The sequence below is a fragment of the Marinobacter sediminum genome (assembly GCF_023657445.1).
Classification (GTDB): Bacteria; Pseudomonadota; Gammaproteobacteria; order Pseudomonadales; family Oleiphilaceae; genus Marinobacter; species Marinobacter sediminum_A.
Genome location: NZ_JAGTWY010000001.1, coordinates 2,048,529 through 2,061,546, shown reverse-complemented (window position 1 = coordinate 2,061,546; position 13,018 = coordinate 2,048,529). Strand labels below are relative to the sequence as shown.

General features: G+C 56.3%; 12 protein-coding genes. 10 read left to right on the top strand and 2 right to left on the bottom strand.

The window, feature by feature from the left end; genetic code table 11:
• Positions 1 to 36 precede the first annotated feature (36 nt).
• Positions 37 to 888, top strand: coding sequence for a flagellar motor stator protein MotA (motA, locus tag KFJ24_RS09785; RefSeq protein ID WP_250830883.1), 852 nt, complete (start codon positions 37 to 39; stop codon positions 886 to 888).
• 30 nt (positions 889 to 918) lie between these two features.
• Positions 919 to 1,878, top strand: coding sequence for a flagellar motor protein MotB (gene motB / locus KFJ24_RS09780; protein WP_250830882.1), 960 nt, complete (start codon positions 919 to 921; stop codon positions 1,876 to 1,878).
• 18 nt (positions 1,879 to 1,896) lie between these two features.
• On the opposite strand, the gene rsgA is transcribed toward motB, so the two are convergent.
• Complete coding sequence (gene rsgA / locus KFJ24_RS09775; RefSeq protein ID WP_250830881.1) at positions 1,897 to 2,952, bottom strand: small ribosomal subunit biogenesis GTPase RsgA; 1,056 nt, start codon at positions 2,950 to 2,952, stop codon at positions 1,897 to 1,899.
• Positions 2,953 to 3,070: 118 nt separating this feature from the next.
• Between rsgA and orn the strand changes: the two genes are divergently transcribed.
• Positions 3,071 to 3,613 (top strand): oligoribonuclease, encoded by a 543-nt coding sequence (orn, locus tag KFJ24_RS09770; protein WP_250830880.1) that lies wholly within the window; start codon positions 3,071 to 3,073, stop codon positions 3,611 to 3,613.
• Here the strand turns inward: orn and queG are convergent.
• On the bottom strand, positions 3,608 to 4,687 hold the full coding sequence (gene queG, locus KFJ24_RS09765; RefSeq protein WP_250830879.1) for a tRNA epoxyqueuosine(34) reductase QueG: 1,080 nt from the start codon (positions 4,685 to 4,687) through the stop codon (positions 3,608 to 3,610). The genes orn and queG overlap by 6 nt on opposite strands.
• Before the next feature lie 149 nt (positions 4,688 to 4,836).
• Between queG and KFJ24_RS09760 the strand changes: the two genes are divergently transcribed.
• The 7 genes from KFJ24_RS09760 (at position 4,837) to hflX (ending at position 12,966) form a co-directional block, all read left to right on the top strand.
• Positions 4,837 to 6,396, top strand: coding sequence for an NAD(P)H-hydrate dehydratase (locus tag KFJ24_RS09760; RefSeq protein WP_250830878.1), 1,560 nt, complete (start codon positions 4,837 to 4,839; stop codon positions 6,394 to 6,396).
• Entirely contained in the window at positions 6,393 to 6,890 is a 498-nt protein-coding gene (tsaE, locus tag KFJ24_RS09755; protein ID WP_250830877.1) for a tRNA (adenosine(37)-N6)-threonylcarbamoyltransferase complex ATPase subunit type 1 TsaE, read from the top strand. The genes KFJ24_RS09760 and tsaE overlap by 4 nt, the downstream gene beginning before the upstream one ends.
• A gap of 39 nt (positions 6,891 to 6,929) precedes the next feature.
• Positions 6,930 to 8,282 carry an N-acetylmuramoyl-L-alanine amidase gene (locus KFJ24_RS09750; RefSeq protein ID WP_250830876.1) on the top strand — a complete coding sequence of 451 codons (1,353 nt, stop codon included), beginning with the start codon at positions 6,930 to 6,932 and terminating at the stop codon, positions 8,280 to 8,282.
• 20 nt (positions 8,283 to 8,302) lie between these two features.
• A complete protein-coding gene (gene mutL / locus KFJ24_RS09745) occupies positions 8,303 to 10,213 on the top strand; it encodes a DNA mismatch repair endonuclease MutL (RefSeq protein WP_250830875.1) in 1,911 nt (636 codons plus the stop codon).
• A gap of 6 nt (positions 10,214 to 10,219) precedes the next feature.
• Positions 10,220 to 11,263: a tRNA (adenosine(37)-N6)-dimethylallyltransferase MiaA gene (gene miaA, locus KFJ24_RS09740; protein ID WP_250830874.1), complete on the top strand. Its 1,044-nt coding sequence runs from the start codon at positions 10,220 to 10,222 to the stop codon at positions 11,261 to 11,263.
• 33 nt (positions 11,264 to 11,296) lie between these two features.
• Positions 11,297 to 11,548 carry an RNA chaperone Hfq gene (gene hfq, locus KFJ24_RS09735; RefSeq protein WP_250830873.1) on the top strand — a complete coding sequence of 84 codons (252 nt, stop codon included), beginning with the start codon at positions 11,297 to 11,299 and terminating at the stop codon, positions 11,546 to 11,548.
• Between the two features lie 119 nt (positions 11,549 to 11,667).
• Positions 11,668 to 12,966 (top strand): ribosome rescue GTPase HflX, encoded by a 1,299-nt coding sequence (gene hflX / locus KFJ24_RS09730; protein WP_250830872.1) that lies wholly within the window; start codon positions 11,668 to 11,670, stop codon positions 12,964 to 12,966.
• Positions 12,967 to 13,018 lie beyond the last annotated feature (52 nt).

Here is a 13,018-nt window from a genome sequence, read left to right as displayed (position 1 = left end):
GCCGATAACCAAAAAAACAAGGCGTGCATTTTACCCATGTTACTCATTATTGGAGCGGTGGTTGTCATTGCGAGCGTGCTCGGCGGGTACGTCCTGCACGGTGGCAACTTGATGGTTCTTTGGCAACCGACGGAAGTTTTGATTATTTTTGGGGCCGCAATCGGCTCTTTTGTTATTGCCAATCCGATGCATACGGTCAAGGAGGTTTTTCAAGGCTTTATTCGCCAGTTGACCGGGTCTCCGTTTAATAAATCCTTCTACATGGACTTGCTGAGCCTGCTCTACGAGATATTCGACAAGTCGCGCAAGCAGGGTGTGATGGCGATTGAGGAAGACATTGATAACCCCGAATCGAGTCCGATATTCAGTCGGTACCCGGCCATCATGAAGTCTAAGGAACTGCTCGCGTTTATCACCGATTATCTGCGTATCATCAGCTCCGGTAACATGGCGACCCATGAACTCGAGGGTATGATGGAGAATGAAATCGACAGTCGCCAGCATGAGCTGGAAGAGCCGTCGCACGCCGTGAATAAAGTCGCTGATGCGCTTCCGGGGCTGGGTATCGTGGCCGCAGTCCTTGGCATTGTTATCACCATGAATTTTCTGTCTGAAGGGCCTGAACGTATTGGCCTGAGCGTCGCTGCTGCGCTGGTTGGTACCTTTCTGGGTATTTTCATGGGGTATGGCTTTGTTGGTCCCGTCTCCATTGCGATGGAGCACTCTGCCAAGTATGAGCTGAAGGCTTACGAGTGCGTAAAGTCTTCCGTCGTTGCCACTGTCTCCGGGCAGGCGCCTCAGATGGCTATCGAGTTTGGTCGAAAGGCATTGCCAACCGATAAGAGGCCGGGGTTCCAGGAATTGAACGACCATGTTCGCTCCAAGTAATGCTGAATGAAACGTAACCGGAGCTGATTCGTGGAAGAGCAACCGATCATCATCAAACGCAAGAAGGTTGTTGCCGGCGGGCATCACGGTGGCTCGTGGAAGGTCGCATTTGCCGATTTCGCGACGGCGATGATGGCCTTCTTTCTGGTTCTCTGGCTGACAGCGACGGCGTCGCCGGAGCAGAAACTGGCGGTTGAAGGGTATTTTCGGGACCCGGTAGGCTTTACCGAGGGTGGTTCTCCCAATCCGGTTGATCTGGAAGGAAGTGCGTCGGTTGTCAATGAAGCGAGCCCGGACATTGAATCCAGCCAGATCCAGATTGAAGATGAAGTGGTGGATCAGCTGTCGGAGACACTGGAGCAACGTCGCATGGAAGAGCTGTTCCAGGAACTTAAGGACCGGATTGAGCAAAACGAGACACTTCAGGAATTCAAAGATCAGCTGCTCATTGATATTACCGACGAGGGGCTACGGATCCAGATCGTCGACCGTTCCGGACGCCCGATGTTCGACAGTGGTCGTGCAGAGCTCAAATACTATTCCCAGAATATCCTGTTCGAGCTGGCGAAGACGCTCAGTTCGGTGGACAACAAGCTGAGTATTACCGGCCATACTGACGCCACACCCTTCAACGGACGACCGGGCTACACCAACTGGGAGCTGTCAGCGGATCGGGCCAATACCGCCCGAAGAGCTCTGGTGGCCGGTGGGGTTAGGTCCAAACAGATCGCCAGGGTTGTCGGTCTGAGTGATTCTGTGCTGTTTGATCAGGAAGACCCGACGGCCCCGGTTAACCGCAGGATCTCCATCATCGTCCTGAACAAGAAGACCGCTGAAAGTATCCAGAGCAGCGCGGGCAAGGCCGATGAGCCGCTGATTGACCTTACCCAGCCTTCTGAGGCTGAGCAGAAAGCAGCGAAAGACAGGCTGGAAAGTGGCGAGTGGCAGGAGGAAAAGCCTGAGCCGGCAGCCGGAGAGTTGAACTGGTAAGTCTGCCTGGATAGCCGGTTAGTTGACCTTCAGGCCCCGGGCTTGTTGCTCTGCCATGTCCTGAAGGATCCGGTGAAAGCTTTTAAGTCGCTCCGGGCTGATCCGTCCCTCATCTGCCGCCGCATCAATGGCGCAGCCGGGGTCACCCATGTGCCGGCAGTTGCGGAACTTGCAGTGCCCGATTTCCTCTCGAATTTCCCGGAAACCGTATTCAATCTCCTGAGGCGTCATATGCCAGAGGCCAAATTCCCGGATGCCCGGCGAGTCGATCAGGTCGCCACCCATGGGCAGGTGGAACAGCTTGGCTGTTGTGGTGGTGTGCACACCCTTTCCGGTGCTCTCTGACACGGCGGCCACGCGAAGGACCTCATCCGGCATAAGGGTCTGAATAATGGACGACTTGCCAACACCGGACTGCCCGACAAAGACACTTGTCTGATTCTTCACCAGAGCTTCCACTTCTGGTGACGGTGTTTCTCCGGACTCCACGGCAGACGTGCGAAAAACCCCATAACCTAACGCTTCATAACGCCCGAGCAGGGCATCAATGTGTTCCCGGTTCCTGTCCGTGATCAGGTCAGTCTTGTTCAGCAGTATGACAGCTGGAATGTCGGTGATTTCCGACGCCACCAGATACCGGTCGATCAGGTTGTCGTGAGGCTCCGGCTCGGGGGCGATGACCAGGATAATATGATCAATGTTGGCGGCAACCGGCTTCAGGGCTCCGAAATTATCCGGCCGCTGGAGGAGATTCTGGCGGTCACAGCGGGCAACGATCACACCGGTTTCATTCTTGCCCGGGCGCCATATGACGGTGTCACCGGTGACCAGGCTGTCAATGTTGGCACGAACAAAGCAGCGGACCACGCTTCCATTGTGATCACCCTCGAGGGCTTCCACATCGAGTTGCTGGCCATAATGAGCAATGACTAATCCTTTCTGCTCCGGGCCCAGCTCACCGGCCTCAGCCTGCGCCTGAACGACTTTTTCTTTCCGTGCAGCGCGAGCGGCTCGCTCTTCCTGGACTTTCTTGATTCGGAATTGCTGTTGTTTGTTCAGTCGCCGTTTTGCCATTAAGGATCAATTGCCAGTATTCGATGGAGTGAGGTGTTACATCATACGTTAATCGGCCACAATACAAAGAGAATTACCCAACTCCACTACCAAGAAACCTCGAGGTTAGGAACTGATAATGGCAGAAGGCGATCGCTTAGTTTGGATTGATCTGGAGATGACTGGCCTGGATCCGGAGAAAGAGCGGATCATTGAGATGGCCACCATCATTACCGATTCAGAACTGAATGTTGTGGCTGAAGGGCCCGTCATTGCCGTGCACCAGCCCGACAGCCTGCTGGATTCGATGGATGAGTGGTGCACCAACACCCATGGCGCCAGTGGCCTGACCAGGAGGGTGAAGGAAAGCACCATTGATGAGGCCGAGGCTGAGCAGCAAACACTCGAGTTTCTCCGGAGGCATCTGGAGCCGGGCAAGTCACCGCTGTGTGGCAACAGCATCGGGCAGGATCGACGCTTTCTGGTGAAATACATGCCGGCCCTTGAGGATTTCTTCCATTACCGCAATCTGGATGTTTCCACGGTCAAAGAGCTCGCCCGACGCTGGCGTCCCGACGTGCTCGCCGGCGTGAAGAAGCAGGGCAGCCACCTGGCCCTGGATGATATTCGCGATTCAATCAACGAGTTGCGTCACTATCGGGATACCTTCTTCAAACTATAGTCCGTGCCGCCTCAGGGCCCACTGGACATGCTCGCGGACCATTTCAGAAGGATGGTCTGCGCGCTTCTTCAAAGCCTCGATAACCGGGATGGTGGAGGGAGCGTTGCCAAGCCCGACTGACAGATTCCTTAGCCAGCCCTCATAGCCTGTCCGCCGAATCGCCGACCCTTCCGTTCGCTTCAGGAACTGTTCCTCCGTCCAGAGAAAAAGTTCGGCCAACGAGCTGTTGTCGAGGCTGTGCCGTGGTTGGAAATCATCTTCCGGGGTTGGTTTGCTGAACTTTTGCCACGGGCAGACCAATTGGCAATCATCGCAGCCAAAAACCCGGTTTCCCATCAGTGGGCGCAGTTCTTCGGGGATGCTGCCTTTCAGCTCAATGGTGAGGTAACTGATGCAGCGTCTGGCGTCCAGTTTGTGGGGGCCAACAAAAGCGTCGGTTGGGCACAGCTCCAGGCACGCGGTGCAGCTGCCGCAGTGATCGGTTTCGAAAGGGGCGTCCAGTGGCAGCGGTGCGCTGGTAAATATTTCACCCAGAAAGAAGAATGATCCCGCTTTCGGGTGAATCAGCATATTGTTCTTGCCAATCCATCCGAGGCCGGCGCGCTGGGCCAGAGCCCGTTCCAATACCGGCGCGCTGTCTACGAATGCGCGGTAGTCATAACCGCTGATGGCCTCGTCAATCCATTTTGCCAGTGTCGCCAGCCGTTTCCGGATAAGTTTATGGTAATCGCGGCCAAGGGCGTAGCGGGTAATGTAGGCGTTTTCCCGGTTAGTAAGTGCTTCTTTCGGGCTGTCGGGGGCGGGCAGGTAATCCATGCGTACTGAAATGATCCGGGCCGTACCGGGCACCAACGACTGAGGTGTGAAGCGCTTGTCCCCGTGATGGGCCATGTACGCCATTTCGCCCTGAAAGCCCTGGTCCAGCCAGTCCTGAAGGTGCTGGCCATGCTCGCCGGTGTCCGGGAGTGTAATGCCTACGTCGGAAAAGCCCAGTTCAGCGGCCCAGTGTCGGATACTTCCCGCCAGCTCGGCGAATTCCTCGGGTGTGTCCGGGTTATCGGTGGCTATGCTCATGTGGCCTGCTATTGCGTGAGCGGATCATTGAAAATCGTGATGGCGAACTTTAATCTGATTAAGTTATGACCTTTTATACTGTTTTGCTATGCTTTACAGGTAGCTGGCCATTTTTCTTAAACCGATTTCTGTAACGGGAGCACAGGCTCATGCCGTCGGCCCTTGTGAACAGTTTACCAGACGCGCTGTTTTCCGCCGATGCCGTTCGGGAAATTGACCGTTATGTGATTGAGCAACAAGGCGTTGATGGCTTTGATTTGATGCAGCGTGCGGCGCACGCTGCTTTTCGCCGGCTCGTTCGTTACTGGCAGGATCGGGACCCGGTTCTGGTTCTGTGTGGTGCAGGCAACAATGGTGGTGACGGCTATCTGGTTGCTGCTAATGCCAAACGACATGGTATGAACGTCGAGTGTCTTGCGGTTGCCCCGACCGGAAAGCTGTCCGGGGATGCCAGCAAAGCCTGGCAAAAAGCGGTGGCTGATGGGGTCAATGTGCAGGAGATCGATTCATTCGCCGAGGCGGAGCTGGAAGAAATCTTCAGCGGCGCCGGTGTGCTGGTCGATGCCATGCTGGGGACTGGCGTATCTGGTGCGCCAAGGGAGCCTTTTGCCGGGATGATCACCCGTTGCAATGGTTCGAAGGCTCCGGTTCTGGCTATTGATTTACCGTCAGGGCTGAATGCCACAACCGGCGCTACAGAAGGAGATGTCGTCAGAGCGTCTATGACAGTAACGTTTATCGGCCTCAAGGCGGGGCTGTTTACTGGCCAGGGGGCCGCCGTCTGCGGTGAGGTGGTGTTCGAAGCACTGGATACCGAACAGGGAGTGCTTGAGAGCGGGCAGAAACCTGTTGCCAATCGTCTTGACTGGCCCTCCACGATGTCCTGGCTGCCTGAACGCCCTGCGAATGCCCATAAAGGCCGGTTTGGTCACGTATTGGTTGTGGCCGGGGATCGTGGGTTTGGTGGTGCTGGCCTTCTGGCAGCTGAAGCGGCAGCGCGATCCGGTGCGGGCCTTGTGTCACTGGCCACGCGCCCCGAACACGTAACGGCGGCTCTGGCGAGATGCCCTTCGGTGATGGTTCATGGCCTGATTCACGGCTCTGAGCTGCCGCCTCTGCTGGAAGCCGCAACGGTGATTGTAACCGGACCCGGAATTGGGCGTGGCGCCTGGGGGCAGCAAATGCTGGAGCAGGTGTTGGCCAGTGGCAAGCCCCGGGTGCTCGATGCAGATGCTCTGAATCTGCTATCAAGCCGGGTTGCGGTTCCGGCGGATAACCATATTCTGACGCCGCACCCGGGAGAAGCCGCCAGGCTTTTGAATTGTCTGGTGCCCGAGGTGGAAGCTGACCGGATGGCTGCGGCTGTAAAGCTGCAGAGTATATTTGGTGGCACCGTTCTCCTGAAAGGTGCGGGAACGGTTATCACTTCGGGAAACGGTGCAGTGAATATTGTCAGTGGCAGTAATCCGGGAATGGCTACCGGCGGAATGGGTGATGTTCTGTCAGGCGTTATCGGGGCTCTTTATGCCCAGCTGGATGATCCTGCGCGAGCTGCCGGCCTTGGCGCGTCCGTGCATCTTGCCGCCGCTGATCGTGCTTCTGAAACCCGTGGCTTCATTGGCCTGGTTCCCAATGACGTTATTGATGCGTTGCCTCTGGTGTTCCGTGAGTCTGAGCTGGAAAGCACCCGTAGCAGGGAGGATCAATGAGCATTTTTGGCAATGAGCGCCGCCTGTTTCTGGACGGCGAGGCTGAGACCGAGCATCTCGGCCGTGAGCTGGCAAGGGTTGTGATGGAGTCCGGGCAGGGTCTGACGGTCTTTCTGGAAGGCGATCTGGGTATGGGTAAGACTACCCTGAGTCGCGGCGTAATGCGCGGCCTTGGCCACGAAGGTGCGGTAAAGAGTCCGACGTATACCCTGGTCGAGCCGTATGAGGATTTACAGCCGCCGGCCTACCATTTTGACCTGTATCGTCTGGGTGATCCGGAAGAGCTGGAGTATATGGGTATCCGGGACTACTTCTCCGTGCCCAGTCTGTGTCTGATTGAATGGCCAGAGCGCGGTGAGGGGGTTTTGCCGGAGCCGGATCTGGAAATACATTTTGCACCTCAAGGGGCAGGCCGCTCAGTCATAATCCGGGCGCGCTCTGAGCAGGGAGCCGCTTTGCTGAATCAACTGGAACCTACTGGACCGGACCATTGAATTTCATGAGTCCCATCGGTGAACAAGCAGGAATGCTGTATGACAACAGTCAAATTTAGCCTTAAACATCTGGCAGGTGTCGCGGCGGCCCTATTGCTGTCCCTGTCACCGGTCGTTGAGGCCGGGACCCCGGTGGAAGGTGTGCGCGTCTGGCCTGCACCGGACCATACCCGCCTTGTGCTGGACACGGCGGGTAAGGTTGATCACAACATCTTTTCCCTCAAGGGGCCGGCCCGTCTGGTCATCGATCTGAAAAATACGAGCCTGAAAGCGGATTTCGCCAAGCTGGATCTTTCCGGCAGTCCAATCCGCCGTATCCGCAGTGCACCCCGGAATGGCAGTGATCTGCGGGTTGTTCTCGACCTGAACAGTGACATCAAGCCCCGCAGTTTTCAGTTGGAGCCCAACGATCAATATGGTCATCGCCTTGTGGTTGACCTGATCGATGAGGGAGGGAGCCGTCTGGAAAAGGCCAGCAAGCCGACCGTCACGCAGAATTCCTCGGGTAAGCGCGACGTTATTGTGGTGATAGACGCCGGGCACGGGGGCGAAGACCCCGGTGCTACAGGACCCAGAGGCACCCGCGAGAAAGACGTGGTGCTGGGAATGGCAAAAACTCTGGCAAAACTGATCAATGGGCAAACGGGATATACCGCCAAGCTTACCCGCACCGGTGACTATTACATCGGGCTCCGTAGTCGAACCTTGTTGGCAAGGAAGTACAACGCAGACCTGTTCATCTCGATGCATGCGGATGCATTCCGCACCCCGCAGCCGAAAGGTGCATCCGTATTCGCTTTGTCTCAGCGGGGCGCAACCAGTGAAACTGCGCGCTGGCTGGCCCAGAGTGAGAATCGCTCCGATCTGACAGGCGGTGTTTCGCTGGACGGTCGGGACGACATGCTGGCGGGCGTGCTCCTCGATCTGTCCATGACGGCAAGCATTAACGCCAGCCTGGGCGTTGGCAATTCGGTACTCGGGAAGCTGGGACGTGTAACAGAACTGCATAAATCGGGCGTTGAGCAGGCGGCATTCGTCGTTCTGAAGTCTCCGGATATTCCGTCCATCCTGGTTGAAGCCGGATTCATCTCGAACCCTCAGGAAGAGAAAAACCTCGCAACCAAGTGGTATCGGAACAAACTCGCGAAAGCGATCATGCAGGGTGTTGATCAGCATTTCCGGAAGACACCACCGCCGGGCACGTTGCTGGCCTGGCAGAAACAGCAGCGCCAGAGCGGTAATGCCGTTAGCCATTATCGGATCCAGCGAGGCGACACGCTCTCCGGAGTGGCAAGGGAAAATCAGACATCCGTTAGCAGGCTGATGCAGTATAACGGCTTGAGGGATGACCGTGTTATGGTAGGGCAAACCATTCGTATTCCCGCGTCCTGATCAAGAGGTTTTTCCGTAACATGCCCCCCATTCGATTGCTCTCGCCTCGGCTCGCGAACCAGATTGCCGCTGGCGAAGTGGTGGAGCGTCCCGCATCAGTTGTAAAAGAACTCGTTGAAAACGCCCTTGATGCCGGTGCTAACCGGGTTGACGTTGAAGTGGAACAAGGTGGCGTCAAGCTTATCCGTGTGCGGGATGATGGGAGCGGTATCGCCGAAGATGACTTGCCGCTGGCGCTGAGCCGCCATGCCACGAGCAAGATAGCCAGTCTCGATGATCTGGAAGCTGTTGCCTCTCTCGGGTTTCGTGGCGAGGCATTGGCAAGTATCAGTTCGGTTTCCCGGCTGACTCTGACGTCCAGGACGGCGGATCAGGAGGCCGCTTCCCGGGTGGAGGTGGAGGGGCGTGAAATGGACGCCCGGATATCCCCCGCAGCCCATCCGGTCGGTACTACCCTGGAGGTCCGCGACCTTTTCTTTAACACGCCAGCTAGGCGCAAGTTTCTGCGTACCGAGAAGACCGAATTCAATCATGTTGAAGAGTGTGTGCGCCGCCAGGCACTCGGTCGTTTTGATGCCGGCTTTACCTTGCGCCACAATCAGCGTGTCGTCCAGAGTTTGCGCCCTGCTGAATCAGCGCTTGATAAGGAGCGCCGCATTGCTGCCCTTTGCGGGCAGAAATTCATTGATAATGCGGTGATTATTGACGCCGAAGCCACAGGTCTTCGACTGTGGGGCTGGGTGGCCCTGCCAACATTTTCCCGGAGTCAGTCTGACCTGCAGTATTTCTTTGTGAATGGCCGTGTTATCCGGGACCGGCTGGTGGCACATGCTGTGCGGCAGGCCTACCGGGACGTACTCTATAACAATCGCCACCCTGCCTTCGTACTCTATCTTGAAGTCGATCCGGCAACGGTGGATGTGAATGTGCACCCCACCAAGCACGAGGTGCGTTTTCGCGACGGCCGGCTTGTTCATGATTTTATTTTCCGGACTTTACACAAGGCACTGGCCGATGTGCGGCCGGACGATCATTTTCGAGGTGCAGCAGCCCAGTCATTTGGACGTGAAAACGCTGTTTCACCAGAGTCGATAGCCGTTGGTGGACATGCACCTGCCAACACCTGGTCGGATCGACCCACGGCTGGCACTCATGGCCATGAGCCTGCGCAGGCCGCCTTCTACGGCGGGCAACATCATGCTCAGCCTCAGCAGGATTGGCGGGCCAGTGACCAGATGGCCTTTTACAGCTCTCTTAATGCGGGAGGTGGTGTCGATGCCGGTTCAGCTCAGGCATCAAAGGTCATGGCAGAGGTTATGCCGACGCCGCCGGTGGATAGCGATGAAGAGCCACCGCTAGGCTATGCCATCGCCCAGTTGCACGGCATCTATATCCTCGCCCAGGGCCGAGCCGGGCTGATTGTTGTCGATATGCATGCAGCCCATGAGCGGATCACATACGAACGGATGAAGCGGGCGTTGGCCGAGCAGGACCTCAAGAGCCAGCCGTTGCTGGTGCCGTTATCGCTGGCGGTTAGCCAGAAAGAGGCTGCACTGACGGAAAGCCACGGTGGGGAGCTGCAAAAAGTAGGGCTGCAGATTGAGCGAATAGGGCCGGAAACCCTGGCAGTGCGGCAGGTTCCCGCATTGTTGCGGGGCGCGGACACAGAGCAACTGGTTCGGGATGTGCTTGCTGACCTTATTGAACATGGCCAGAGCGATCGTGTCGAGGCGGTGACCCATGAATTACTGGGCACCATGGCCTGTCATGGTTCCGTCAGGGCCAATCGGCAGCTGACGATCCCCGAAATGAACTCCCTGTTGCGGGACATGGAAGCCACAGAGCGCAGCGGGCAATGTAACCATGGCAGACCAACCTGGACGCTGGTGACCCTGTCCGAGCTCGACAAGCTATTCCTCCGGGGCCGCTGAACAGCCATGCCTGAGCAAACAAAAAGCTACGCTGACAAGCCCCCTGCCATCTTCCTGATGGGGCCGACGGCCTCCGGAAAAACCGATCTGGCGATAGAGCTGTGCAGGCGGCTGCCCTGTGACATCATCAGTGTCGACTCGGCCATGATCTACCGAGACATGAATATCGGCACCGCCAAGCCTTCTGCCGCAGAACTGGCAGTGGCCCCGCATCGGCTGATCGATATCTGTGATCCGGCCGAAACCTACTCTGCTGCAGATTTCAGAAGGGATGCTCTTGCCGAAATGGCAAAAATTACCGAGGCGGGGCGTATCCCGCTGCTGGTTGGCGGGACCATGATGTACTTCAAGGCACTTTTGCACGGAATGTCGGGACTGCCGTCTGCCAGCCCTGAGCTGCGTGAGTCACTGGAACGGCAAGCAAAGGAAAGAGGGTGGGAGACTCTGCACCGGGAACTGGAAGTGAAAGATCCGGTCGCTGCCCATCTGATTCATCCGAATAACCGCCAGAGGTTACTAAGGGCCCTTGAAGTCATTCGCCTGACCGGGAAGCCAATTTCATCGTTCTGGCAGGCTGAGGGTGCCAGTTTGTCGCAAACTCAAGGAGATGGGGTTGAGGATTACACCTATTTCACCCAATGGCAGGCAGACGAAGCCACTTCGCTTCCGTATACTATAACGCAGCTTGCCATGGCGCCGCCCGAGCGGCGAGTGCTTCATGAGAGGATACGTCTTCGCTTTCTCAAAATGCTGGAAGCAGGTTTTCTTGATGAAGTACGCGCGCTGATGGTCAGGGAGGACTTGCGCCCTGATCTCCCATCCATGCGTTGTGTTGGTTATCGCCAGGCCTGGGCTTATCTCGCCGGTGAATATGACTATGACACATTTGTAAGCAAAGGCGTTGCTGCCACGCGCCAGCTGGCCAAACGGCAGTTAACCTGGTTGCGGAAATGGTCCGGTGTGGGTTGGCTCGATAGTGAAGACAAACTTATCGCCGAGGCAGCCTTGAAAAAAATCAGACTACGCGCCACATTTAATTCTGAAAAATGACGATCTGCACTTACTAAAAACAGGAGAACACACATGTCAAAAGGGCACTCGTTACAAGACCCTTACCTCAATGCCTTGCGCAAGGAACGCATCCCGGTTTCTATCTTTCTGGTCAATGGTATCAAGCTTCAGGGCCAGGTTGAATCTTTTGACCAGTTCGTGATTTTGCTGAAAAATACTGTCAGCCAAATGGTCTACAAGCATGCTATTTCCACAGTGGTACCTGCCCGCAATGTTCGCATTCCGCCGCAGGCTCCGGGAGGAGAAGGCGAGCCTGAAGACTGATTTGTCCGGTTTTCCCTGTATTACCACCCGCGCTTCTGAAGGACCTGAAGGTTCAGAAGAACGCGGGTGTTTGTTTTTTTATGAGGTTAACAGCTTGACTGTTTCGGAGTTGATACCACTTGTTTGAACGTCCCGATGTCGGTGAAAGGGCGATTCTCGTTCACATCGATTTCACCTCCCATGATGACACCGAAGATCCCGATGAATTTCGCGAGCTCGTAACTTCCGCGGGCGTTGAACCAGTAGCCGTGGTTACCGGTTCTCGGAAGCAGCCCAGTCCCCGACTGTTTGTCGGTGAGGGCAAACTTGAGGAAATCCGGGATGCCATTTCTGCCAATGAGGCGGATGTGGTTCTGTTCAACCATGCCCTAAGCCCGAGCCAGGAGCGTAATGTCGAGCACGATCTGCGCTGTCGCGTGCTTGATCGCACGGGCGTTATTCTGGATATTTTTGCCCAGAGAGCCCGGACCCACGAGGGCAAACTTCAGGTAGAACTGGCCCAGTTGGAGCACATGTCTACCCGTCTGGTGCGAGGCTGGACTCACCTTGAGCGTCAAAAGGGCGGTATTGGGCTTCGGGGACCGGGTGAAACCCAGCTCGAAACAGATCGCCGGCTTCTGCGGGAGCGCATCAAGTCCATTCACAAGCGACTTGAGAAGGTTCGCCGGCAGCGTAACCAGGGACGGCGCGCCCGCAAACGGGCAGATATCCCGACGGTATCGCTGGTTGGTTACACCAACGCAGGGAAATCGACGCTGTTCAACCGAATGACAACTTCCAGCGTATATGCTGCTGACCAGTTGTTTGCCACACTGGACCCGACCCTGAGACGTCTGGAACTTCCGGATCTTGGGCCGGTCGTAGTGGCGGACACCGTGGGCTTTATCCGCCATTTGCCTCACAAGCTGGTGGAGGCGTTCAGGGCGACTCTGGAAGAGACCACCGAAGCGTCCTTGCTGCTTCATGTTATTGACGGTCATGATAGTCGTCGGGACGAAAATATAGAGCAGGTGGAAGAAGTGCTGGCAGAAATCGGAGCTAACGAGATTCCGATGCTGCAGGTGTTCAACAAGATTGATCTGATGGAGAATTTTACTCCCCGGATTGAGCGTAATGAAGACGGCGTGCCGGTTAGAGCCTGGGTGTCCGCAGTGACCGGAGAAGGCCTGGATGGCCTGTTCGATGCCATCGTTGAACGCCTGGCTGAAGATGTCGTGCACCACTTTGTCCTGCTCGGACCGGCCGACGGCAAGTTACGGGCGTTGTTACATGAAGCGGGGTCTGTGCTGAGCGAAGAGCATCACCAGACCGGTGATACCGTGCTGGAAGTCCGATTGCAGAACCGGGACTGGCTTCAGTTGCTCAGTCGCGCAGGAGTCAAAGAAGATTCAGTTCGTCTTGGCGATCAAACTGCCTGAAACGAGGTAGGCTATTGCCGGGGCGCTGATAAATCCCTAGTATTTGCAGCCA

Excerpts from the sequence above, each read along its gene's own strand:
- mutL (WP_250830875.1), top strand. The coding sequence starts at position 8,303 with ATGCCCCCCATTCGATTGCTCTCGCCTCGGCTCGCGAACCAGATTGCC.
- orn (WP_250830880.1), top strand. The coding sequence starts at position 3,071 with ATGGCAGAAGGCGATCGCTTAGTTTGGATTGATCTGGAGATGACTGGC.
- motA (WP_250830883.1), top strand. The coding sequence starts at position 37 with ATGTTACTCATTATTGGAGCGGTGGTTGTCATTGCGAGCGTGCTCGGC.
- KFJ24_RS09760 (WP_250830878.1), top strand. The coding sequence starts at position 4,837 with ATGCCGTCGGCCCTTGTGAACAGTTTACCAGACGCGCTGTTTTCCGCC.
- queG (WP_250830879.1), bottom strand. The coding sequence starts at position 4,687 with ATGAGCATAGCCACCGATAACCCGGACACACCCGAGGAATTCGCCGAG.
- hfq (WP_250830873.1), top strand. The coding sequence starts at position 11,297 with ATGTCAAAAGGGCACTCGTTACAAGACCCTTACCTCAATGCCTTGCGC.
- KFJ24_RS09750 (WP_250830876.1), top strand. The coding sequence starts at position 6,930 with ATGACAACAGTCAAATTTAGCCTTAAACATCTGGCAGGTGTCGCGGCG.
- miaA (WP_250830874.1), top strand. The coding sequence starts at position 10,220 with ATGCCTGAGCAAACAAAAAGCTACGCTGACAAGCCCCCTGCCATCTTC.
- tsaE (WP_250830877.1), top strand. The coding sequence starts at position 6,393 with ATGAGCATTTTTGGCAATGAGCGCCGCCTGTTTCTGGACGGCGAGGCT.
- rsgA (WP_250830881.1), bottom strand. The coding sequence starts at position 2,952 with ATGGCAAAACGGCGACTGAACAAACAACAGCAATTCCGAATCAAGAAA.